Source organism: Aeromonas sp. 102P, assembly GCF_051920345.1.
GTDB lineage: Bacteria > Pseudomonadota > Gammaproteobacteria > Enterobacterales > Aeromonadaceae > Aeromonas > Aeromonas veronii.
This window is the reverse complement of sequence record NZ_JBQBCZ010000001.1, coordinates 532,037-555,000: the sequence shown is the minus strand read 5'-3', so window position 1 is coordinate 555,000 and position 22,964 is coordinate 532,037. Positions and strand designations below refer to the sequence as shown.

Annotated in this window: 15 protein-coding genes, 1 tRNA gene, 2 rRNA genes and 1 riboswitch (1 of these 19 cut by a window edge); of the genes, 16 read left to right on the top strand and 2 right to left on the bottom strand. The window is 59.3% G+C overall.

Annotated features, from left to right (window positions below; genetic code table 11):
• The 14 genes from ACTG1K_RS02670 to hemB all read left to right on the top strand — a co-directional run.
• Positions 1–1,474, top strand: a 23S ribosomal RNA gene (locus ACTG1K_RS02670); it begins 1,415 nt to the left of the window's first position.
• 109 nt (positions 1,475–1,583) lie between these two features.
• Positions 1,584–1,698, top strand: a 5S ribosomal RNA gene (gene rrf / locus ACTG1K_RS02665).
• A 46-nt stretch (positions 1,699–1,744) separates the two neighbouring features.
• A tRNA-Thr gene (locus ACTG1K_RS02660) sits at positions 1,745–1,820 on the top strand.
• A 251-nt stretch (positions 1,821–2,071) separates the two neighbouring features.
• Positions 2,072–3,316 (top strand): cytosine permease, encoded by a 1,245-nt coding sequence (gene codB / locus ACTG1K_RS02655; RefSeq protein WP_005355867.1) that lies wholly within the window; start codon positions 2,072–2,074, stop codon positions 3,314–3,316.
• Positions 3,310–4,575 (top strand): cytosine deaminase, encoded by a 1,266-nt coding sequence (locus ACTG1K_RS02650; protein WP_128834573.1) that lies wholly within the window; start codon positions 3,310–3,312, stop codon positions 4,573–4,575. Before codB ends, ACTG1K_RS02650 begins: the two co-directional genes overlap by 7 nt.
• 95 nt (positions 4,576–4,670) lie before the next feature.
• Complete coding sequence (crcB, locus tag ACTG1K_RS02645; RefSeq protein WP_005339378.1) at positions 4,671–5,048, top strand: fluoride efflux transporter CrcB; 378 nt, start codon at positions 4,671–4,673, stop codon at positions 5,046–5,048.
• Positions 5,049–5,113: 65 nt separating this feature from the next.
• Positions 5,114–5,866: a bifunctional demethylmenaquinone methyltransferase/2-methoxy-6-polyprenyl-1,4-benzoquinol methylase UbiE gene (gene ubiE, locus ACTG1K_RS02640; protein ID WP_374807281.1), complete on the top strand. Its 753-nt coding sequence runs from the start codon at positions 5,114–5,116 to the stop codon at positions 5,864–5,866.
• Positions 5,867–5,874: 8 nt separating this feature from the next.
• The gene (locus tag ACTG1K_RS02635; RefSeq protein ID WP_270657390.1) at positions 5,875–6,483 is read left to right on the top strand and encodes a ubiquinone biosynthesis accessory factor UbiJ; all 609 of its coding nucleotides are present in this window, start codon (positions 5,875–5,877) and stop codon (positions 6,481–6,483) included.
• Positions 6,483–8,123: a ubiquinone biosynthesis regulatory protein kinase UbiB gene (gene ubiB / locus ACTG1K_RS02630; RefSeq protein WP_005339383.1), complete on the top strand. Its 1,641-nt coding sequence runs from the start codon at positions 6,483–6,485 to the stop codon at positions 8,121–8,123. The genes ACTG1K_RS02635 and ubiB overlap by 1 nt, the downstream gene beginning before the upstream one ends.
• Positions 8,124–8,165: 42 nt before the next feature.
• Positions 8,166–8,417, top strand: a complete 252-nt coding sequence (gene tatA / locus ACTG1K_RS02625; RefSeq protein WP_005339385.1) for a Sec-independent protein translocase subunit TatA — start codon at positions 8,166–8,168, stop codon at positions 8,415–8,417.
• A 3-nt stretch (positions 8,418–8,420) separates the two neighbouring features.
• On the top strand, positions 8,421–8,885 hold the full coding sequence (gene tatB, locus ACTG1K_RS02620; RefSeq protein ID WP_440004779.1) for a Sec-independent protein translocase protein TatB: 465 nt from the start codon (positions 8,421–8,423) through the stop codon (positions 8,883–8,885).
• The gene (gene tatC, locus ACTG1K_RS02615; RefSeq protein ID WP_005339388.1) at positions 8,882–9,637 is read left to right on the top strand and encodes a twin-arginine translocase subunit TatC; all 756 of its coding nucleotides are present in this window, start codon (positions 8,882–8,884) and stop codon (positions 9,635–9,637) included. Before tatB ends, tatC begins: the two co-directional genes overlap by 4 nt.
• Before the next feature lie 188 nt (positions 9,638–9,825).
• Positions 9,826–10,611, top strand: a complete 786-nt coding sequence (locus ACTG1K_RS02610) for a TatD family hydrolase (protein WP_440004778.1) — start codon at positions 9,826–9,828, stop codon at positions 10,609–10,611.
• A 3-nt stretch (positions 10,612–10,614) separates the two neighbouring features.
• Positions 10,615–11,631, top strand: coding sequence for a porphobilinogen synthase (gene hemB, locus ACTG1K_RS02605; protein ID WP_005357271.1), 1,017 nt, complete (start codon positions 10,615–10,617; stop codon positions 11,629–11,631).
• An 83-nt stretch (positions 11,632–11,714) separates the two neighbouring features.
• On the opposite strand, the gene ACTG1K_RS02600 is transcribed toward hemB, so the two are convergent.
• A complete protein-coding gene (locus ACTG1K_RS02600; protein ID WP_440004777.1) occupies positions 11,715–15,221 on the bottom strand; it encodes a hypothetical protein in 3,507 nt (1,168 codons plus the stop codon).
• Between the two features lie 168 nt (positions 15,222–15,389).
• Positions 15,390–17,579 (bottom strand): immunoglobulin-like domain-containing protein, encoded by a 2,190-nt coding sequence (locus tag ACTG1K_RS02595; protein WP_440004776.1) that lies wholly within the window; start codon positions 17,577–17,579, stop codon positions 15,390–15,392.
• 54 nt (positions 17,580–17,633) lie between these two features.
• Positions 17,634–17,719, bottom strand: a riboswitch (cyclic di-GMP riboswitch).
• Between the two features lie 424 nt (positions 17,720–18,143).
• Between ACTG1K_RS02595 and prlC the strand changes: the two genes are divergently transcribed.
• Both prlC and ACTG1K_RS02585 read left to right on the top strand, forming a co-directional pair.
• Positions 18,144–20,186 carry an oligopeptidase A gene (prlC, locus tag ACTG1K_RS02590; protein ID WP_440004775.1) on the top strand — a complete coding sequence of 681 codons (2,043 nt, stop codon included), beginning with the start codon at positions 18,144–18,146 and terminating at the stop codon, positions 20,184–20,186.
• Between the two features lie 207 nt (positions 20,187–20,393).
• The gene (locus ACTG1K_RS02585) at positions 20,394–22,943 is read left to right on the top strand and encodes a putative bifunctional diguanylate cyclase/phosphodiesterase (RefSeq protein WP_425857288.1); all 2,550 of its coding nucleotides are present in this window, start codon (positions 20,394–20,396) and stop codon (positions 22,941–22,943) included.
• Positions 22,944–22,964 lie beyond the last annotated feature (21 nt).

Below are 22,964 nucleotides of genomic sequence, written 5' to 3'. Positions count from 1 at the left end.
GAGAAGGCTAGGTGGGCCAGGCGACGGTTGTCCTGGTGAAAGTGCGTAGGTGGTATCGGTAGGCAAATCCGCTGATACAACACTGAGACACGAGACGAACACACTACGGTGTGGAAGCCATTGATGCCCTGCTTCCAGGAAAAGCCTCTAAGCTTCAGATTACAAGTCATCGTACCCCAAACCGACACAGGTGGTCGGGTAGAGAATACCAAGGCGCTTGAGAGAACTCGGGTGAAGGAACTAGGCAAAATAGAACCGTAACTTCGGGAGAAGGTTCGCTCTTGACAGTGAAGTCCCTTGCGGATGGAGCAGTTGGGAGTCGCAGTGACCAGATGGCTGGGACTGTTTATCAAAAACACAGCACTCTGCAAACACGAAAGTGGACGTATAGGGTGTGACACCTGCCCGGTGCCGGAAGGTTAATTGATGGGGTTAGCGCAAGCGAAGCTCTTGATCGAAGCCCCGGTAAACGGCGGCCGTAACTATAACGGTCCTAAGGTAGCGAAATTCCTTGTCGGGTAAGTTCCGACCTGCACGAATGGTGTAACCATGGCCATGCTGTCTCCACCCGAGACTCAGTGAAATCGAATTCGCCGTGAAGATGCGGTGTACCCGCGGCTAGACGGAAAGACCCCGTGAACCTTTACTACAGCTTGGCACTGAACATTGAACCTACATGTGTAGGATAGGTGGGAGGCTTTGAAGGCGTGACGCCAGTTGCGCTGGAGCCGTCCTTGAAATACCACCCTTGTATGTTTGATGTTCTAACGCAGGGCCCTGAATCGGGCTCGCGGACAGTGCCTGGTGGGTAGTTTGACTGGGGCGGTCTCCTCCCAAAGAGTAACGGAGGAGCACGAAGGTTGGCTAATCCTGGTCGGACATCAGGAGGTTAGTGCAATGGCATAAGCCAGCTTAACTGCGAGACGGACAGGTCGAGCAGGTACGAAAGTAGGTCATAGTGATCCGGTGGTTCTGAATGGAAGGGCCATCGCTCAACGGATAAAAGGTACTCCGGGGATAACAGGCTGATACCGCCCAAGAGTTCATATCGACGGCGGTGTTTGGCACCTCGATGTCGGCTCATCACATCCTGGGGCTGAAGTCGGTCCCAAGGGTATGGCTGTTCGCCATTTAAAGTGGTACGCGAGCTGGGTTCAGAACGTCGTGAGACAGTTCGGTCCCTATCTGCCGTGGGCGTTGGATGATTGAAGGGAGTTGCTCCTAGTACGAGAGGACCGGAGTGAACGAACCTCTGGTGTTCGGGTTGTCACGCCAGTGGCACTGCCCGGTAGCTAAGTTCGGAATCGATAACCGCTGAAAGCATCTAAGCGGGAAGCGAGCCCTGAGATGAGTCATCCCTGACCCCTTGAGGGTCCTAAAGGGCCGTTGGAGACCACAACGTTGATAGGCGGGGTGTGTAAGTGCAGCGATGCATTGAGCTAACCCGTACTAATTACCCGTGAGGCTTAACCATACAACACCCAAGAAGTGTTCTAAGGCTTGTAACAGATACCAAGCGAACTACTAATTCAGTGATAATGACCTAGTCGTTATTCACGTCAGCTTTCTAGATTAAGAATTTGCCTGGCGGCCATAGCGCCGTGGAACCACCTGATCCCATGCCGAACTCAGAAGTGAAACGCGGTAGCGCCGATGGTAGTGTGGCATTCGCCATGCGAGAGTAGGACACTGCCAGGCACCCAATTTCAAGATTACGCCCAGCGTGGTCTTTACCGGTTAGTGTGCTGATATGGCTCAGTCGGTAGAGCGCATCCTTGGTAAGGATGAGGTCCCCAGTTCGATTCTGGGTATCAGCACCATTAAATAGAAAGCCTCCCTGAAAAGGGAGGCTTTTTTGCATCCGTCATTTTTTGATATCCCCTTACATTCCCTATTCCCGCAACCCCTTCTGCTTGCAGCCGACACTGTTTATCTGCTGGTTTGAGTCCTAATGTGTTACTCATTTGACTGCTATTGATGGTTTTATCCAGAGATTTAACCATGATTGATTGACGTAAAACGTTTTACATGTAAAATCCGGCGCGTTTTGCCTATTACGTGGAGAGAGAGCATGGCGCAGGATAACGAATACTGTTTGGGGGCGGTACCCGCCAAAGGGCGCAAAGGTGTGCTGTCGCTGATGCTGGTGATGCTCGGCCTGACCTTCTTCTCTGCCAGCATGTGGACCGGTGGTGCGCTTGGTACCGGGCTGGTATTCGATGACTTCATCAAGGCGGTACTTATCGGCAACTTGTTGCTGGGTATCTACACCGCTTGTCTCGGTTATATCGGTGCCTCAACCGGCCTCTCTACCCATCTGCTGGCTCGTTACTCCTTTGGGGTGAAAGGTTCCTGGCTGCCATCCCTGCTGCTCGGCGGTACTCAGGTCGGCTGGTTTGGCGTTGGTGTGGCGATGTTTGCCCTACCGGTGCAGAAGGCGACCGGCATAGATGTGAACTGGCTGATCGCCATTTCGGGCATGTTGATGACGGTGACCGTCTACTTCGGCATCTCCGCCCTGATGGTGCTGAGCTTTGTGGCCGTACCGGCCATTGCACTGCTTGGCGGCTACTCGGTCTGGCTGGCGGTGACCTCGACCGGTGGCATGGCTGCACTGCAGCAGGTACAACCAAGCAATCCCATCGAGTTCACCACGGCGTTGACCATGGTGGTCGGTTCCTTTATCAGTGCAGGAACCCTGACCGCCGACTTTGTTCGCTTTGGTCGCAAACCCTGGGGCGCCGTCATGATTACCATGGTGGCGTTTTTTTTGGGCAACACGCTAATGTTCGTCTTCGGTGCTGCCGGTGCGGCCGTGACCGGTCAGGCCGATATCTCGGAAGTGATGCTGATGCAGGGGCTGTTGATCCCCGCCATTCTGGTGCTGGGCCTCAATATCTGGACTACCAACGACAACGCTCTCTACGCCTCCGGCCTCGGTTTTGCCAACATTACCGGTCTCAAGAGCAAGCCACTCAGCGTGATCAACGGCCTCATCGGTACGGCTTGTGCCCTCTGGCTTTACAACAACTTTGTCGGCTGGCTGGCCTTTTTGAGTACGGCAATTCCGCCGATCGGTGGCATTATCATCATGGATTTCCTGCTCAATCGTGAGCGTTACCGTCAGTTTGCCGATCAGCAGTTCGAGACGGTGCGCTGGCAGGCGCTGGTCGCCACGGCAGTCGGGGTGGCTGTCGGCAAGTGGCTGCCGGGCATAGTGCCACTCAACGCGGTATTGGGCGCCGCCTTCACCTATTTCATTCTGGTTCGCCTCACCCAGCGGCCGGTTCTGGTACAGGAAGCTAACAAATGCTGATTCAACATATTCGTTTGGCCGATCGGGAAGGGTTGTGGCAGATCCGCTGTCAGGATGGGGTCATCACCGCCATCGAACCCCATGACGAACATGCCGTCGCCGGTCGGGTGCTGGACGGGGAGGGCGGTCTGGCGATCGCCCCCTTTATCGAACCCCACATTCACCTCGATACCACCCAGACGGCGGGTGAGCCGAGCTGGAACCTCTCCGGCACCCTGTTCGAGGGGATCGAGCGCTGGGCCGAGCGCAAGGCGCTGCTGACCCATGAGGATGTGAAGCTGCGCGCCATCCAGACACTGAAGTGGCAGATCGCCAACGGCATCCAGTTTGTGCGTACTCACGTCGATGTCTCCGACCCCAATCTGGTGGCGCTCAAGGCAATGCTGGAGGTGCGGGAGGAGATGAAGGAGTGGGTGGAGCTGCAGATCGTCGCCTTCCCGCAGGAGGGGATCCTCTCCTACCCCAATGGCAAGGCACTGCTGGAGGAGGCGCTCAAGCTGGGTGCCGACGTGATTGGTGCGATACCCCACTTCGAGTTTACCCGGGAATATGGGGTCGAAAGTCTGCACTACATCTTCGATCTTGCGGAGAAGTATCAGGTTCTGGTCGATGTGCACTGCGATGAGATCGATGACGAGCAGTCCCGCTTTATCGAGACGCTGGCGACTCTCGCCTACGAGCGGGGTATCGGCCATCGGGTGACGGCCAGTCACACCACCGCCATGCACTCTTACAACGGCGCTTATGCTTCCCGCCTGTTCCGTCTGCTCAAGATGGCAGACATCAACTTCGTGGCCAATCCGCTGGTGAACATTCACCTGCAGGGACGGTTCGATACCTATCCCAAGCGCCGCGGCATTACCCGGGTGAAGGAGATGCTGGAGGCGAACATCAACGTCTGCTTCGGTCACGATGACGTGTTCGATCCCTGGTACCCCATGGGCACCGCCAACATGTTGCAGGTGCTGCACATGGGGCTGCATGTCTGCCAGGTCATGGGTTACGAGCAGATCAACGACGGTCTGAAGCTGATCAGCTGCCACAGTGCCCGCACCCTGAACGTGCAGGATCGCTATGGTATCGAGGTGGGCAAACCGGCCAACCTGCTGATCCTGCCTGCCGAGAACGGCTTCGATGCGGTGCGCCGTCAGGTGCCGGTGCGTTACTCGATCCGCCACGGCAAGGTGATTGCCCAGACCCGCCCGGCCCAGACCGAAATCGTGCTGGGTCAGCCAGAGCCGATCGATTTTCGCCGCTGAGATTTCAATCAGGCTGGATGTCGATTAGTTCCGCCTCTGGGCACAAGGGCCGCCATTGCGACATAATGGCGGTCTGACCCTGAGGGAGTGACACCATGCAAACCTGGTTCTATGTTGCTGCAGGGGGCGCCATCGGCGCCTGCCTTCGTTTTGGGATTGCCGAACTGATGGCCTTGCTGCTGGGGCGCCACTTTCCTTACGGGACTCTGGTGGTCAACGTGGTGGGCTCTTTCATCATGGGGGTGGCATTCGCCCTCATCAGTCATGGTCATGTGGTAGAACACCCGATGAAGCCGCTGCTGATGGTGGGGATCCTCGGTGCCCTGACTACTTTCTCTTCCTTTGCCCTCGATACGGTGGTGCTGGCTCAACATGGGGCCTATCTGAAAGCGCTGCTCAATATCGGTCTCAATCTCTTCCTCTGTCTGGCCATGGTGGTGCTGGGCATGCAGTTGGTTGCGAGCCGGGTTTAAGGTGTCCGGACGCCAGTGGCTCTGGTAAACTGGCGGCCATTCTTTGCTCTATGGGTGTTTAAGGGATGTCAGAACAAGCAACGACAACGCATTTTGGCTTTAAAACCGTGGCCGCGACCGAGAAGGAAACTCTGGTAGCAGGTGTCTTCCATTCGGTAGCAGCCAAGTATGATCTGATGAACGATCTGATGTCGTTCGGCATCCACCGCCTGTGGAAGCGCTTCACCATCGACTGCTCCGGTGTGCGCAAGGGCCAGAAGGTGCTGGATCTGGCCGGTGGTACCGGTGACTTGACCGCCAAGTTCTCCCGCATCGTCGGCGAGACCGGTCAGGTGGTGCTGGCGGATATCAATGATTCCATGCTGAAAGTGGGCCGGGATAAGCTGCGCAATCTGGGGGTCGCCAACAACGTCTCCTACGTGCAGGCCAATGCCGAGGCACTCCCCTTCCCGGATAACCACTTCGACGTCATCACCATCGGCTTCGGCCTGCGCAACGTCACCGACAAGGACAAGGCGCTCGCCTCCATGTTCCGGGTGCTCAAGCCGGGTGGCCGTCTGCTGGTGCTGGAGTTCTCCAAGCCGGTCAGTGACGTGATCGCCAAGCTCTATGACCTCTACTCCTTCAAACTGCTGCCGAAAATGGGCGAAATCGTCGCGAACGACAGTGAAAGCTACAAATATCTGGCAGAGTCCATCCGTATGCACCCGGATCAGCAAACCCTGGCTGGCATGATGGAAAATGTCGGTTTCGAGCAGGTGGAGTACTTCAATCTGACTCAGGGTGTGGTCGCCCTGCACCGCGGTTACAAGTTTTAAGGTTGCCTATGCCGATGGATGCCATGGTCACCGCGGTGATCGAAACCAGCCTCAACCAGTTGCTGGCGCTGGACAAACAGAGCCCGGAGCGGCTGCGCAAACTGGTGGGCAAGGTGCTCAAGCTGGAGCTGCGTGAACTCAAGCCACTCTGGTTTGTCTTCTCCGAGCGTCGGCTGGATGTGCTGGCCCAGCATGAAGGGGAGGCCGATGCGGTGCTCAGCCTGTCGCTGACCGCCCTCGGTCTGCTGAAAGAACCGTCCGCTCTGACCCGCTATATCCGTGAGGAGAAGCTGGATCTGAGCGGTGATCCCCAGCTGGTACAGGCATTCAGCGTGCTGTTGGGCGAGCTGGATATTGACTGGGAAGAGGAGCTGTCGCGCTATACCGGCGACGTGCTGGCCCATACCCTGTTCAGTGGTGCCCGTCAGGCGCGTCGTCTGGTCGGCCGCGAGCTGTGCCGCACCCGCAGCCAGCTGGCGGAATATCTGACCGAAGAGGCCCGCCTCGCCCCCGGCCCGCTGGAAGTGGCGAGTTTCAACGATGATGTCGAGGTGCTGGCCCAGCAGCTCAAGGCCGTCGAACTGCGGCTGGCCCGCTTCGAACAGCAGGTGACCTGATGACCCCGAAGGAGTTCAAACGCCTCTATCGCATCATCACCATCCTGCTGGAGCAGGGCATCGACGAACTGGTGCCCGCCCGCTATCAACCCTGGCCGGGTCGTCTGGCCCGTCGCTCCCTGTTCTGGCTCAAGAACAAGCAACCGGATCTCAGCCGCGGTGCCCGCATCCGCCTCGCCTTCGAGGCCCTTGGCCCCATCTTCATCAAGTTTGGCCAGATGCTCTCGACCCGCCGCGACCTGCTGCCGCCGGATATCGCCGAGGAGCTGGCTCTGCTGCAGGACAGGGTGCCCCCCTTCTGTGGTCAGGCGGCGCGCCAGCAGATCGAGCTGAGCCTGGGTTGTCCCATCGAAACCCTGTTTGACGACTTCGACGAGACGCCGCTGGCGTCGGCCTCCATCGCACAGGTGCATACTGCCCGCCTGAAGGAGAGTGGCCGCGAGATCGTCATCAAGGTGATCCGTCCCGACATCGAGCCGGTTATCGAGGCTGACCTGCGGCTGATGCAGGCGCTGGCCCGTCTGGTGGCCCGTTTTGTGCCCCAGAGCGCGCGACTGCGCCCCATCGAGGTGGTGGAGGAGTATCGCAAGACCATCCTCGACGAGCTGAATTTGATGCGCGAAGCGGCCAACGCCATCCAGCTACGCCGCAACTTCACCGGCTCCGAGGCGCTCTATGTGCCTGAAATCATCACCGACCTCTGCCGCGAGCAGGTGCTGGTGATGGAGCGCATCTACGGTATTCCGGTCTCCGATATACCGGCGCTGGAAGCCAACGGCACCAATATGAAGCTGCTGGCCGAGCGCGGGGTCGAGGTCTTCTTCACCCAGGTGTTCCGCGACAGCTTCTTCCATGCCGACATGCACCCGGGCAACATCTTCGTCTCTTACGAACATCCGGAAAACCCGCTCTGGATCGGCATCGACTGCGGCATCGTCGGTACCCTCAATCGGGAAGATAAACGCTATCTGGCTGAGAACTTCCTCGCCTTCTTCAACCGTGACTATCGCCGCGTGGCAGAGCTGCACGTGGAGTCGGGCTGGGTACCGGCAGACACCAAGGTGGATGAGTTCGAGTTCGCCATCCGCACCGTGCTGGAGCCCATCTTCGAGAAGCCGCTCTCCGAAATTTCGTTCGGTCACGTGCTGCTCAACCTGTTCAACACCGCGCGTCGCTTCCATATGACGGTGCAGCCGCAGCTGGTGCTGCTGCAAAAGACCCTGCTCTATGTGGAAGGGTTGGGGCGTCAGCTCTACCCGCAGCTCGATTTGTGGCAGACCGCCAAGCCGTTCCTCGAGAACTGGATGCACGAACAGGTCGGGCCCAAGTCGGTATTGAACGCTATCAAGGAGAAGGCGCCATTCTGGGCGGAGAAGCTGCCGGAGCTGCCGGAGCTGGTCTATGAGACTCTGCGCCAGACCCGTCATCAGCAGCGTCATTTCGACCAGATGTTTGCCGAGTTCCGCCGTCACAGCCGCCGGCAGGGGCAGGCCCGCTACCTCTTAGGGGTTGGAGCCAGCCTGCTATTGGCGGGTGTATTCTTGCTGACCCAAAAACAACACATTGAGTGGGGACAAGCCAGTCTCGCCGGTGCAGCCCTCTGCTGGCTGGTCGGCTGGTTGCGAACCCGTTCCCATTAATCAACAACCGCGCCGTCAGGCGCCTGTTCTGGAGAGAAAATCATGGGTGGTATCAGTATTTGGCAATTGTTGATCATCGCAGTCATCGTCGTGCTGCTATTCGGTACCAAGAAACTGCGCGGCATTGGCGGTGATCTGGGCGCGGCGGTCAAAGGGTTCAAGAAAGCCCTCTCCGACGAGCCGGCTGATGCCAAGGCCGAGCAGAAAGATGCCGAGTTTCCCCCGAAACAGCTGAACGAAGCGGCCACTCAGAGCAGTGAGACCGCCAAACAGAAAGACAAAGACCAGGCCTAAGCCATGTTCGATATCGGTTTTTGGGAGCTGGTCGTTATCGGTGTGGTAGCACTGGTGGTACTGGGGCCCGAGCGGCTGCCGGTTGCCATCCGCACGGCTACCCACTGGATCCGCCTCATTCGTTCGACCGCGAACTCGGTCAAGTCCGAGCTGGAGCAGGAGCTCAAGTTGCAAGAGCTGCATAACGACCTCAAGAAGGCGGAACAGTTGCAGATGAGCAACCTGAGCCCCGAGCTGCAGGAGTCCATCGAACAGCTCAAGGCGGCGGCCCAGTCGGTCAATCGCCCCTATCAGGTGGAGAACGAGATCCGTCCGCCGCGCCCCGAGCCGGTCGCCCAGGCTGAGGCTGCCACGCCGGTGGAGCCTGCAGTGCAGCTGAGCCACGACGTGCCACCAGTCAATAGCCTGCGGGAGAGCGAGCCTGTGTCGGTCAGCGACTCCGCAGTAAAAGGGGAGGTGAAGCCATGAGTCAGGCCGAACAACCCCTGATCAGCCATCTGGTTGAGCTGAGAACCCGCTTGCTGCGCTCCATTACCGCCATCCTCGTGGTGTTTCTGGCGCTGATCTACTTCTCCAACAACATCTACGACTTCGTGGCCCAGCCGCTGCTCAGCCAGCTGCCGGAAGGGACCAGCATGATCGCGACGGATGTGGCGACCCCCTTCCTGACGCCGATCAAGCTGACCCTGGTGGTCTCCTTCTTCGTGGCGATCCCCTATCTGCTCTATCAGGCCTGGGCCTTTATCGCCCCCGGTCTGTACCAGCATGAGCGGCGGCTCATCATGCCGTTGGTGGTCTCCAGTGCCCTGCTGTTCTATGCGGGGATGGCGTTCGCCTACTACGTGGTGTTCCCGCTGGTGTTCGGTTTCTTCACCAGTACCGCCCCTGCCGGGGTGACGGTGGCGACCGACATCGCCAGCTATCTGGACTTCGTACTGACCCTGTTCTTCGCGTTCGGGGTGGCGTTCGAAATTCCGGTGGCGACCATACTGCTGTGCTGGACTGGCGTGACCACACCGCAAAACCTGAAGGAGAAACGTCCCTACGTCGTTGTCGGGGTGTTTGTGGTCGGCATGCTGCTGACGCCGCCTGATGTCTTCTCCCAGACCCTGCTCGCCATTCCTATGTGGGCGCTGTGGGAGATTGGTCTGTTCTTCGCCCGCTTCTACGTGAAGAAAGAGGATGAAGAGCAACAGGAACAACCGGATGGGGAGAGCTGAGGCTCTGTTCGTCACCTGTTTGCCGGACGGCGAGAGGATGACGAAGTCCGCAGGAATAGCAGAACGAGGGGAGCTTAGGCTCCCTTCCTCTTTTCATGCTCCCGTTCGAGGCGTATGGTAAGACCCCATTCGGTAGATGGTTTTCAAATACCTGATATGTATTCCTTTTGTCTGGAACGTCTCATCCCATGATCGATATCGGCTTAAATCTGACCAGCAGCCAGTTCGCCGGTGAACAGCCTGAGCTGGTGGCCCGTGCCCGCGCCGCCGGAGTGGACGCGCTGATCCTCACCGGTACCGATCTGGCGGGTAGCCGCGAGAGCGCTGAGTTGGCCGCCCGCTGGCTGGGCTACTGCTTCTCCACCGCCGGGATCCATCCCCACGACGCCAAGAGTGTCGATGAGACAACCCTGCCCGCCCTGCGAGAGCTGGCGGCCTTGCCGCAGGTGGTGGCCATCGGCGAGTGCGGTCTCGACTACAACCGCGACTTCTCCCCCCGTCCGGTGCAGGATGCGGTATTCGACGCCCAGCTGGCACTGGCTGCTGAGCTCGGGATGCCGGTGTTTCTCCACTGCCGCGATGCGCACGCCCGTTTTATCGAGATCCTCCGTCCCTGGTTGCCGAAACTACCGGGAGCCGTGCTGCACTGCTTCACCGGTTCCGACGAGGAGCTGGACGAGTGTCTGGCGCTGGGGCTGCATATCGGGGTGACCGGCTGGCTCTGCGATGAGCGCCGTGGTCAGCTGCTGCGCGAACAGGTAGCGCGTATTCCGGCCGGTCGGCTGATGATCGAGACCGATGCCCCCTATCTGGTGCCGCGGGATCTGAAACCGCGTCCGAAGCGCAACGAACCTGCATTTTTGCCGCACATCGCCCAGGTGGTGGCGGCCTGTCGTGGTGAAGCGCCCGAGGCCTTGCTGGCCCACACCCGGGCCACCTCCGCCGCGTTCTTCCAACTTCCTCTCCAGGAGTGATTCATGGCTACAACTCTTCCGGGCGCCTTTCCGGGCCGCCGCCTGCGCCGTCTGCGCAAACATGATTTCAGCCGTCGTCTGGTGCGCGAGAACGTACTGACCGTCAACGATCTCATCTATCCGGTGTTTGTGCTGGAAGGGGAGAACCGTCGGGAAGCCGTTCCCTCCATGCCGGGGGTGGAGCGTCTCTCCATCGATCTGCTGCTGGAGGAAGCCGCTGAACTGGTGGAGCTGGGCGTGCCTGCTATTGCCCTGTTCCCGGTCACCCCGCTGGAGAGCAAGAGCCTGATGGCGGAAGAGGCCTACAACCCGAACGGGCTGGCCCAGCGCACCGTGCGCGCCCTCAAGGCCCGCTTCCCGGAGCTGGGGGTCATCACCGACGTGGCGCTCGATCCGTTCACCACCCACGGTCAGGACGGCATCATCGATGACGAAGGCTATGTGCTGAACGACATCACCACCGAGATCCTGATCAAGCAGGCGCTCTCTCACGCCGAGGCCGGGGTCGATATCGTCGCGCCGTCCGACATGATGGATGGCCGCATCGGTGCCATCCGCGCGGCGCTGGAAGAGAACGGCTTCATCAACACCCAGATCATGGCCTACTCCGCCAAGTACGCCTCCTGCTACTACGGCCCGTTCCGCGATGCAGTCGGCTCTGCCGGCAACCTCGGCAAGAGCAACAAGGCCACCTATCAGATGGACCCGGCCAACAGCAACGAAGCCCTGCACGAAGTGGCGCTGGATATTCAGGAAGGGGCCGACAGCGTGATGGTCAAGCCGGGTATGCCCTATCTGGACGTGGTTCGTCAGGTGAAGGATCAGTTCGGCGTGCCGACTTTCGCCTATCAGGTGAGCGGCGAGTACGCCATGCACATGGCGGCGATCCAGAATGGCTGGCTGAAAGAGAAGGAGACCATCATGGAGTCTCTGCTCTGCTTCAAGCGAGCCGGGGCCGACGGCATCCTTACCTACTTCGCCAAGCGCGTAGCGCAGTGGCTGAAGGAAGATGCCCGTTAAGCCGGGTTGAAGAGATAAACGAGAGGGGGAGCCGATGGCTCCCCCTCTGTCGTTATGGCTCTCTTTTGGTCACGAGCGGCTGATTACAGCTTGATCCAGGCATCGCTCCAGTGGCTGCCGGTACCCGGTGCATAGTGGCTGGTCGAGCCGCCACACCACCCACTGTAGGGCCAGGGTTTGCACTCGTAGTCGCCACCGGCATTGCTGACCCGTTCGCCACTTTGATAAGCGGTGCCCGCAACATAGGCCGGGTAGCTGCCGTTACCACCGTCACTGTCACCACCCGGAGTCTGTTCCACCAATGCCAGGGTGAAGCGGCGCTCGAAGCCCTGCTTGCTCCCCTCAGCCATGCCCGCCAGCAACAGCTCGTAACTGCCGGCCGCTAGGCCCGACTGCGTCAGCTGCAGGGAACCCTGACCATCGATCAGGGCGCTGCCGGTGGCGACCGGATTGCCATTCTGCAACAGGGTCGCGGTGACGGTCACCGGGTTGGCGGTGGTCAGCGTCAGGCTGAAGTCGAGCGCGCCGTTGACGATGAGATATTCGGCCGCCAGATCGGTGACGGTGAAGTCACTGCTGCTACCGGTAGTGGGCAGAATGAAGTCTCCGCTCAGGTAGGTCAGACCGGTCCAGCCGGAGCTGGTCAGCCAGTGCTTGCCATTGGTCTGATAGACGTTGGGCAACTGGGTGCACTGTTTGTTGTCATTGACGAAGCCGATACCGTAAAAGCCCGCCACATTCTTGTAGCAGAGCTGGCGACCATTCTGGTGCAGCACTGGCTGATCCAGCTTGCCCTTGTGGTGGAGTGACAGCCAGTCAAACTGGTTGATGGCCGAGACCAGCGGCACAAACTGGCCATCGGGCTGACGATAGCGGATCAGGGAGCCGGCATCGCAGAGCAGACCATCAGCCCGCTGTTCGACGTAGCCGTAGTACTGCTCGCCATCCTGGAAGGTGAATCGGCAGAGATTGCCTTTCTCCGACTCCTTGGGGATCCAGCCCATCAGCAGTCGCTCCTGATTGGTCAGGGCCGCCAGCTGCCCAACACTGAAGTCGCTGCCGTTGGCTACCCAGCCTTGCGGCATGGTGGAGAATTGCATGAAGTAGTGGTCGGTATAGTACATGTGGCTGTCAGCGCGATGCTTGCGAGCCCCCTGGCTGACCGAGTTGTAGCGATAGATGTCGTTTTCCGGCTTGTGGAAGCCGTTGAGATCATCGTCCAGATAAGGCAGGTCGCCCTTGCGGATATGGTAGTTGGCCATGCCCGTCATCAGCGGGTGCCAACCGTGGCTGCCACGGGCAAACGCACTGTCATGACTGTAGGACTTGCCATCAAAGCCGTGGCCAAATTCGTGGGCAATGATGCCCCAGCTGCCGTAGTAGTGGCTGACAAAGTTAAAGGTATCGACCCCGGTGATACCGCCTCCCCCCAGACCACCACCCATGGCAGTGATCCCCAGGTTGAGGTAGGGGCGCTTCATCAGGCTGTGGTAGTAGTAGTCATAATCGGCCGCCGTAAAGATCCCGTTCGGCACATAGCTGTTGCCGCCATTGCCGAACATCTCGTAACCGTTCACCGCTTTGAAGTTGTACCAGACGTGTTTGAACTCTTCGGTTGAGACCATGTAGGCCAGGTTGGTGGCGATGATCAGCCACTCTTTGGCATACAGCGCATTGATGGGGCGCCAGGAGCCCGTGGTATTAGTGGCAAAACGGATATTCCAGCTCGGTTTGAGGCGTGCCAGCTTTTGGGCAAACGGATCCGAGTTGGAGCTGAACCTGTGCTCGAACTGGGCAGGCAGATTGATGCTGTTGTCGAGCAGATTATTGAGATCAAACACCCCATCGCGGCTGGCGCTGTTGAAGCGTCCCTGCTCGCCGAAGGCGCTCAGTGGCAGGGTGAGTTGGGCATAGGCGGGCAGGCGATCGAGCTGGCCCAGGATCAGCCACTTGTTGATACCGTTCAGGCGTGACTCGATATTGATGTCATGCAGCTCTCTGGCGGCATAGTTGGTGATGCGCACCGTGTCGTTATCAAGCAGCTCGGTCTTGACCAGCGAATTGATGTTGACCGAACGCTGGGCGCGATCGATCAGCACCTCGTAGGGTTCGTCATTGCGCAGTATGTAGCTGACTGCGGCCGGCATCAGCTGATCGAAGATCAGCGGGCGAGCCGGCAACTGCTCGTCGGCCGTGAAGCTGATCTCCTTGCTCAGCAGCTGGTTGAAACCCAGGCCGCGTTCGTTGGCGGTGACAAGCGCCGAGCCCGCCAGCTGGAGATCTTTCAGCGCCGCCACGGGCTGCTGGTTGATCTCCCGGACAGTAAAGGTCGGGTTCTTGAACTGAAAGTCGTTGGCGATCAGGGTATCGGCATCATGCCACTCGATGCGGTCCTTGAAGTTCACCACCAGCCGATCGTCATCCATGTCGATTTTTTGCAGATTGCTGTCGGCGATCACCTGCTCAGGCGCCAGCGGGGTGTTGCTGGCGATAGCATCAGCCAGTTTGCGCAAGTCATAGATGTAGTAGTTTTTGCCGGCTGTATGGGCCAGGAGATAGTCACCCACCTGATGGAGTTGCACCAGACGGTGGCTGTATTTTCCTTCAAAGGCGAGCCGACCGGCGATGGGGGTCTTGAGACTGTTCTCCGGCGTCACATCCTGCTGGCGGTAGACCTTGATCTCGCTCAGCGCATCGGCCACCAGCACGTAATCCTGATTGGCAAAGACGGCCTGGGCGCGGTGCAGGCTGTTGCTGCCGGAATCCCGACCGGTTCCCAGGGTGGTGACATGGCGATGCTCGTCGGCCAGATCGAAGATATCGACCCGGTGCGAGTAGCGCGAGACCACGTAGAGCAGGTTGTTGCGGACAAACAGTTCGCTGACCTGATTGTAGGCCGTGGCACTGCCGGTTTCGGTGCCGCGGATCTCGCCAATCTGCTGGCGGCTCGGGATATCGATAATGGCCACATGGCCTGGATTGCCGTTCTGGCTGACATAGAGCCGATCCTGATAGCGCTCGACCGCCGTGATCAGGCTGGCGTCCAGCCCCAGCTGGTCGGCCGTCAGCTCCTCGCCTTTGTCCAGATATTGCAGCGAGGTGGCAAACGAGTTGACGCTGCAGGAGCTGGTCTCCATCACCACCCGGGTGCGTTCGCCATTCTGGATCTGGCCGTGGGGGAAGTACTCCAGCAGACAGCCGTTGCCGTAGTCATAGTTGCCAAAGCGTTTGTTGACCGCTACGACCCCACCGTCGTACCAGGTCAGCTCCCACTCCTCATCGAAGAAATCAAAGACGTTACGAATGGCTGTTTCGTCGAAAAAGTGGGGTTTGGGCAGATCGAACAGGATGTGGTTATCCGCTGTCAGCGGGTAGAGCAGGCCGTTGATGGCAAGGTGGCGCTTGCCATCCTTGATGGTCACGTTCTGCTCGTCAGCCGCACTCTGATGCAGCGCGGCGAGACGCGCCGTCATCTGCTCGTAGTGCTCCTGATAGGTTTGTTTGAAATAGGCTTGTTCGCGCTCATCGGCCACGACATGGGCCGACAGCAGCAGTCCGAGCAGGGTGGCAAGCTTGGTGGTTCTTGGCATGGTGATTTCCTTATCTTGGTTGTTGTTGGACGTTTTTGGGTGCTTGGCAAGCATGTAAAAGAGAGGGGCTAACCCGTCCGGGTCAGTGCATCCTGCCCATCGGCAGCGTGGCCGACGGGCAGGATATGGGCGGGGGCCTGTCGGCCTCCGTTAGTGGTTGGGGCAAGGTCAGAGTTTGATCCAGGCATCGCTCCAGGCAGAGCCGGTACCCGGTGCATAGTGGGTGGTCGAGCCGCCACACCAGCCGCTGTAGGGCCAGGGTTTGCACTCGTAGTTGCCACCGGCATTGCTGACCCGATCACCGGCCTGATAGCCGGTGTTGGGGGCGTAGGCAGGGTAGTCACCTTCGCTACCGCCGTTGCTCTCTTCGGTCAGCGCAACCGGGAAGCGCTGTACCACCGGCTGCTGGCCGTCAGCCAGACCGGTGATGACCACGTCGTAGCTGCCATCGGTGACGTTGCTGCCCTGCAGTACCAGGGTGCTGGTGCCGTTCACCTGGCTGCTGGTGGTGCCGTGGCTTTGGCCGCTCTGCTCCAGAGTCGCGGTGATTTGGACCCGGTTGGCGGTGGTCAGGTTGAAGCGGATGCTGACCTGACCGTTGACTATGGTGTACTCGCTCGCCATTGCGCTGACGGTGAAGTCGCTGCTGCCTTCGGCGGGTGGCGTTGTGCCGCCGCAGTCGCTGTCGCCCTGTACGCGCCAGACGCCCCAGTCACCCGTGGTGCCCGGCTCTTCGTTCTGGGTCCACCAGCCTGCCAGCCAGTTCTTGCCGTTGTGGCTGACGATGTCGCCGCCCACGTAGACTTTCTTGGCATCCCAGCTGTTTTCACAGACGGCGCCCTGCTCCCTGACGGTCACGTTGCGCTGCTGGGTTACCTGCTGACCGGCGCTGTCGCTTACCTGATAGGTGAGGGTGTAGCGGCCGACCTTGCTGCTGTCGACGCTGCCGCTGACCTTGATTTGGGCGGTCAGGTCGCCATCTTCTTCATCATGGGCACTGACGCCTGTCATCGGATCGAAAGCGGTACCCAGTTCCAGCGTGGTGTCGGTGACACCGCTGAACACCGGCTTCATGCTGTAGACCTCGATGGTACGTACCTGCTCGGTGACGTTGTTGTCGCGATCGCTCACCTTGTAGGTGAGGGGGTAGAGGCCGATGCGCTGGCTGTCTACCGAGCCTTCCACCTGGATCTGGCCAGTCAGGTCGCCATCTTCCTTGTCGTTGGCGCTGACACCTGCCAGCGGATCAAAGGCGGTACCCTGCTTGATGCGGGTATCGCTCAGGCCGCTGAACACCGGCTTGCCGTTGTCGACCGGCGGCGTGATCTCCTGATCGTGGATGAAGGGGCCGTAGCTCTTGATGAAGGATTCGTTGTAGGACTGACCGGCAGCGTTGCGGCCCATGTCCCAGTTGATGGACCAGGTCATCACGCCACGCAGCGGTTGTCCCTCGCTCTTCAGGCGGTTGAAGGCGTTGTAGAGCTTCTGCGGATCCTGCACATAGCCGGTGGCGGCGGCGTCGATGTTGGTCGGAATGCCGAACACCAGCTTGTCATGGGGGATCTTGTAGAAGCCGCGGGTACCGTTGCTCAGCGAATCCGCCATGTAGTAGATGAACTCTTCTTTCAGGGCATCGTTGTTCTGGGCAATCCAGCCGATGCCATCGATGTAGATACCGTCACCACCCTGGTTGTAGAACTGGGGGTTGATCCAGTCGTAGTAGCCTTCCAGATTGCGGATATAGGGGATGTAGGCGCCAGTCTGGGTCAGATAGGGGAACTCCGGCGCCATGGTGATGAGGAAGTTTTTCCCCTGAGCGCGGTAGTGATCCTTGACCAGACGCAGGGCCGCCGGGATCACGGTCTGGTTGTCGGCGGCGGTGATGGCGGCCTGCTCCAGATCGATATCCAGCCCGTCGAAGCCATAGGTCTCCACCAGACGGATGATCTCGTCGGCAAAGGCCTGCTCCTGACCCTTGCGCAGCTCGATGTGCGCATCGGCACCGCCCAGCGCCAGCAGCACGGCACGGCCCTGACGGTTCAGCTCGGCAATCTGCTCGATAAACTGGCTTTCGCTCATGCCGATAGCCGGGTCGAGTTTGAAGGTGGGGATGGGATCGCTGCCATAGACCTTCATGAAGGAGACATCGACCACGTTGTATTGCGGGTTGACCTGATCGAGCTTGACGCAGGGGGCGATACCGCCCTTGTAGCCCGAGCCGTCACACCAGTTGTGCCAATAGCCGACCACTACGCCGGACTGGGGGTTGACCATCGCCTGACCGGCACTGGCGGCATATGCCATGGGGGCGCCCATGCCGAGCAGACAGCCCAGCAGGGATAACTTCAATTTGTTCATCTTGATATCTCCATACAGTACAAACGGAGCGTACAGCTATGGCCGAACGCTCCCGGGGGCAGCCCCGCTGTCATAGGTGTTTTCCCTTAGACCGGTGGCTTTGCGTCGCGCCCTTTCGGGTCACTTTGCCTTTTTCACCCGATTTCTGTGCAGCACAGAGAATCAAGTGACCTGAGTAACAGGCTGCTTATGATATGCACTTAAAAATAAATTAATCAACGTATGTGCATGATTTGTTTTGGTTATTAACTTGTTGATTGGTTGTTTTCCAAGCATGGAAAGGGCCGGTGATAGGCCGCTGTAACCTACTCTTTTGTCGAGTGGATTTGGTCTGCTCCCTTGTGGTTCGAGAGTTGAAAAAGCCGCAAAAAGAGCAAAAAAGTACCGATTATTCATGCTGTTGCCGTCCAGTATCAGGCAGAGAGGTGTTTGAGCTCACAAAGAGGGGAAAACAGTGCCGAGAGGTGGATTCCCGCTTGATTATTGCGTGGCTTGGCCACATGTTAGAAAGCCATACAGAGCTGCTAAAGCGGTCTGTTCAAGACCAAACAAGAGGTAACCGGGATGAATAACCCTTTGCTGACAATGGATTCTCTGCCCCCTTTCAGCCAGATCAAGCCGGAGCAGGTTCAGCCTGCCGTGATTCAGGCGATTGCTGACTGCAAGCAGAAGATCAGCGATGTGCTGGCCCAGCGTGATCCCCATACCTGGGATAGCCTGATTGCCCCGCTGGAAGAGGTAAATGACCGCCTGTCACGGATCTGGTCACCGGTCAGCCACCTCAACTCCGTACTCAATAGCGAAGCGCTACGCGAGGCCCATGACGCCTGCCTGCCGCTGCTCTCCGAATTCCAGACCTATGTCGGTCAGCATGAAGGGCTCTATCAGGCCTATCTGGCCCTCTCCCAGAGCGATGATTTCCCGCTGCTCAGCGGCGCCCAGCGCAAGGAGATCCAGAATACCCTGCGTGACTTCCGCCTCTCCGGTATCGGTCTGCCTGCCGAGGCGCAGCAGCGTTACGGCGAAATTCAGGCCCGCCTCTCCGAGCTGGCCTCCCGTTTCAGCAACAACGTGCTGGATGCAACTCAGGGCTGGCACAAGCTGGTGGCCGATGAAGCCGAACTGGCCGGTCTGCCCGACAGCGTGCGTGCCGCTGCCCGTCAGATGGCCGAGCTCAAGGGCAAAGAGGGGTGGCTGTTCACGCTGGATATCCCCTCTTATCTGCCGGTGATGATGTATGCCGACAACCGCGAGCTGCGCGCCGAGATGTACGAAGCCTTCACCACTCGCGCCTCCGATCAGGGCCCCAATGCGGGCAAGTGGGACAACTCAGCCATCATGAGCGAGCTGCTCACCCTGCGCCGCGAACTGGCCCAGCTGCTGGGCTTTGCCAACTATGCCGAGCTCTCCCTGGCCACCAAGATGGCGGACAAGACCGAACAGGTGGTGAGCTTCCTCACCGATCTGGCGGCTAAATCCCTGCCGCAAGGCAAGGCCGAGCTGGAGGAGATCCGCGCCTTCGCCGCCGAGCAGCATGGTCAGAGCGAGCTGGCAGCTTGGGATCTCGCCTACTACGCCGAGAAGCTCAAGCAGCACAAGTTCTCCATCTCCGATGAGCAACTGCGCCCCTACTTCCCCGCCAGCAAGGTGGTGAAGGGGTTGTTCGAAGTGGTGAAGCGGGTGTTCGGCATGAAGGTGCGCGAGCGCCTCGGCATCGACACCTGGCACCCGGACGTGCGCTTCTACGATATCTTTGATGCCGACGACGAGCTGCGCGGCAGCTTCTATCTCGACCTCTACGCCCGCGAGCACAAGCAGGGCGGGGCCTGGATGGATGTCTGTCTGGGTCGTCGCTACCGTCAGGATGGCTCGCTGCAAAAACCGGTGGCCTACCTGACCTGCAACTTCAACGGCCCGGTGGATGGCAAGCCTGCGCTGTTTACCCACAACGAAGTGGTCACCCTGTTCCATGAGTTTGGCCACGGCATCCACCACATGCTGACCCGTATCGACGTTGCCGGTGTCGCCGGTATCAACGGCGTGGCCTGGGATGCGGTGGAGCTGCCGAGCCAGTTCCTCGAGAACTGGTGCTGGGAGTCCGAGGCGCTGGCCTTTATCTCCGGCCACTACGAGACCGGCGAGCCGCTGCCTGCCGATCTGCTGGAGAAGATGCTGACTGCCCGCAACTTCCAGGCGGCCATGCAGATGCTGCGCCAGCTGGAGTTCGCCCTGTTCGACTTCCGTCTCCATCAGGAGTTTGACCCGGCCAATTCGGCACAGCTCCCGGCGCTGCTGGATGAGGTGCGTAGTCAGGTCGCAGTGATGACGCCACCGGCGTTCAACCGCTTCCAGCACAGCTTCTCCCACATCTTCGCGGGCGGCTATGCGGCGGGCTACTACAGCTACAAGTGGGCCGAAGTGCTCTCTGCCGATGCCTTCTCCCGCTTCGAGGAGGAGGGGATCTTCAACCCGGCGACCGGCCAATCCTTCCTGAAGAATATTCTGGAGAAGGGGGGCTCGAAGGAGCCGATGGAGCTGTTCCGAGCCTTCCGCGGTCGTGAGCCCAAGGTGGATGCGCTGTTGCGACATAGCGGGATCGCTGCCTGAGATTCCTGACCCGCCGCCTGTGTGAGCTTCAAGCAGGTACACTGTTTTGCGGCATAGTGGGATCGAGTCGTGATTTCTGCGACAAAAAGGGACCTTTTGGTCCCTTTTTTCAAGGCTTTTTAATATCTTGCTGATTGCATATTTGCACTGCTCACAGCTCTTCAGTAGAGTCGTGTTCTAACCTTCAAGGAGAGAAAGCCACTTGCCATGAGGCGAGCACTCGATTCCGTCTATCAAATCATCTCAAGTCTGGCTCATTCGAGCGGCCAGGGATATTTCGATACCTTTGTGAGTGAAATCGCCGCTGCTGTGATGGCTGATGTCGTCCTGATCGCCAGCAGGGAATCAAATGCTACCCACCTGACGGTTCAGGCTGCCCATCCCTCCTCTCTTGACCCCGATACCCTGATGCTGCCAATCACTGACTCTCCCGATGCCATTACCTGGCAGGAGGGGGAAGCCTGGTTCAGCGATCGTCTGTTGCAGCTGTTCCCCGCGATGCCACTTGCCGATGCGTGGCAAGCCCAGGCCTACGCCGGGATCGCCCTCAAGGATGCGGATGGCGAGACCATCGGTATCTGCTGCCTGCTCTATCGTCAGCCGCAGGCCAATATGACCAAGGTGATGGGGCTGCTCCGGTTGCTGGGGCCGCTGGCCGGTCGCGAACTGGCGCTGATGCTGCAACGCCAGCAGCCGCAACTCTTGCCTGATACCCCCCATGTGCTGCAGAGCATGCTGTTTCAGGCCCCGGTGGGGATCGGCAAACTCGATCTCACCGGCCGCATTCTCTGGGCCAACCCGGCCATCGAGAAGATGCTGGGTTATCCCCTCGACGAGCTGCTTCATCGCTCCATCTCCGACATCAATCACCCGGAGGATTGGCAGCGCAGCCTTGAGTGCTACGAAGAGATCCGGCGCGGCGAGCGCAGCAGTTTCACCCAGGAGAAGCGCTACTTCTGCAAGGGGGGCGAGATCCTGTGGGGGCGGGTAACTGTCACCCTGATCCGCGACGAGCAGCAGCAGCCGGACTACCTGATGGTGCTGCTGGAGAATATCGATCCCCTCAAGCGCCATGCGGAGCAGCTCAAACTCTCCCACCGGGTCTACGACAACCTCTCCGAAGCGATTCTGGTGTGCGATGCCGACAGCCGCATCATCTCGGTCAACCCGGCCTTCGAGCAGATCACCGGCTACAGCAGCGACGAGGTGCGGGGCCAGCGTCCCAGCATGCTCAAGTCCGGGCTGCACGATCAGACCTTCTATGCCGACATGTACCATGCGCTGGAGCGGGTGGGGGTGTGGCGTGGCGAGGTGTGGAACAAGCGCAAGAACGGCAAGCTTTATCCGCAGCAGCTGATGATCAGCACTCTGCGCGAAGCTGGCAAAATTCAGCAATATATCGCCATTTTCAGCGATCTTTCCCAGACCAAGGTGGCCGAGCAGAAGATCGCGACCCAGGCCAACTACGACAACCTCACCAGCCTGCCCAACCGCTGGCTGTTTGGCCGCTGCCTCACCCGCTTCTGCGAGCGGGGCGAGCGCTTCGCGCTCATGGTGCTTGACCTCAACAACTTCAAGGCGGTCAATAACAGCATGGATCACCATGCTGGCGATGCCCTGCTGCGGGAGGTCTCTGATCGACTGGTGAGCCGGGTGCGCACCGAAGATCTGGTGGCCCGCATCGGTGGCGATGAGTTCGCGTTTCTGGTGCCCGGCATCGTCACCCGCCGTCAGGCCGAGGTGTTTGCCAAGCAGGTGATCGGCAGTTTCGCCCGCCCCTTTATGCTGGCCAACCAGCACCTCTATGTGACCGCGACCATCGGCATGACTCTCTGTCCGGTCGATGGCAGCGAGAGCGACGAGCTGCTGCGCAATGCCGAACAGGCGCTGTTTGCGGCCAAGCGGCAGGGACGGTTGCTCGGTGCCTACTGCTCATCCATGCGGGAAGAGGTGCGCCAGCGCCACCAGATGCAGCAGGATTTGGCCGAAGCGATCAAGCTGGAGCAGCTGACCATGGCCTACCAGCCGATCTGGGACAATCACAGCGGACGGGTCGCCAAGCTGGAGGCGCTGGTGCGCTGGTATCACCCCCACTGGGGGCAGGTATCCCCTGCCGAGTTCATTCCGCTGGCGGAAGAGGCGGGATTGATTCAGGGACTGGGTGCGCTGGTATTGTGGCAATCGTGCCGGGATCTGGCGCGGTTGCAGCAATCCGGCTTCCCTGATCTGCAGATGTCGATCAACCGCTCCACCATGGAGTTCCAGACCATCGACCCCGAGGCGAGTGAGTGGCTCAAGGTGATCCAGCATTTCGGGCTCGATCCTGCCGACATCGTCATCGAAATCACAGAATCTCTGCTGATGGAGAGCAGCGATCAGCACAGAGTGCGGATCGATGCCCTGCGCGAGGCGGGCTGCAAGCTGGCCATCGACGATTTCGGTACCGGCTACTCGGCCCTCAACTATCTGCGTACCTTCCCGGTAGATCTGGTCAAGATCGACCGCTCCTTCGTGCGCCATATCCCCTTCAACGAGCAGGATAGGATGCTGCTCGACGGCATCATCAACATAGTGCACAACCTCGGCATGCAGGTGGTGATCGAGGGGGTTGAGACCCGCGAGCAGCTCAACTTCCTCTGCCAGAAGGGATGCGCCTTCACCCAGGGTTATCTGCTCAGCCGCCCGCTGGCCTATGACGATCTTATTGATTACCTCGCTCTCAACCGTCAGGGGATGAACCTCACTGTCGTGAGCTGATCCACCGCTTCTGTTATCATG

What these genes read in the sequence shown, in the direction of transcription:
- ACTG1K_RS02610 (WP_440004778.1), top strand. Translation starts at nt 9,826, where the DNA reads ATGATCGATATCGGCTTAAATCTGACCAGCAGCCAGTTCGCCGGTGAA.
- tatB (WP_440004779.1), top strand. Translation starts at nt 8,421, where the DNA reads ATGTTCGATATCGGTTTTTGGGAGCTGGTCGTTATCGGTGTGGTAGCA.
- hemB (WP_005357271.1), top strand. Translation starts at nt 10,615, where the DNA reads ATGGCTACAACTCTTCCGGGCGCCTTTCCGGGCCGCCGCCTGCGCCGT.
- ACTG1K_RS02585 (WP_425857288.1), top strand. Translation starts at nt 20,394, where the DNA reads ATGAGGCGAGCACTCGATTCCGTCTATCAAATCATCTCAAGTCTGGCT.
- ACTG1K_RS02600 (WP_440004777.1), bottom strand. Translation starts at nt 15,221, where the DNA reads ATGCCAAGAACCACCAAGCTTGCCACCCTGCTCGGACTGCTGCTGTCG.
- ubiE (WP_374807281.1), top strand. Translation starts at nt 5,114, where the DNA reads ATGTCAGAACAAGCAACGACAACGCATTTTGGCTTTAAAACCGTGGCC.
- ubiB (WP_005339383.1), top strand. Translation starts at nt 6,483, where the DNA reads ATGACCCCGAAGGAGTTCAAACGCCTCTATCGCATCATCACCATCCTG.
- codB (WP_005355867.1), top strand. Translation starts at nt 2,072, where the DNA reads ATGGCGCAGGATAACGAATACTGTTTGGGGGCGGTACCCGCCAAAGGG.
- ACTG1K_RS02650 (WP_128834573.1), top strand. Translation starts at nt 3,310, where the DNA reads ATGCTGATTCAACATATTCGTTTGGCCGATCGGGAAGGGTTGTGGCAG.
- prlC (WP_440004775.1), top strand. Translation starts at nt 18,144, where the DNA reads ATGAATAACCCTTTGCTGACAATGGATTCTCTGCCCCCTTTCAGCCAG.
- ACTG1K_RS02635 (WP_270657390.1), top strand. Translation starts at nt 5,875, where the DNA reads ATGCCGATGGATGCCATGGTCACCGCGGTGATCGAAACCAGCCTCAAC.
- crcB (WP_005339378.1), top strand. Translation starts at nt 4,671, where the DNA reads ATGCAAACCTGGTTCTATGTTGCTGCAGGGGGCGCCATCGGCGCCTGC.
- ACTG1K_RS02595 (WP_440004776.1), bottom strand. Translation starts at nt 17,579, where the DNA reads ATGAACAAATTGAAGTTATCCCTGCTGGGCTGTCTGCTCGGCATGGGC.
- tatC (WP_005339388.1), top strand. Translation starts at nt 8,882, where the DNA reads ATGAGTCAGGCCGAACAACCCCTGATCAGCCATCTGGTTGAGCTGAGA.
- tatA (WP_005339385.1), top strand. Translation starts at nt 8,166, where the DNA reads ATGGGTGGTATCAGTATTTGGCAATTGTTGATCATCGCAGTCATCGTC.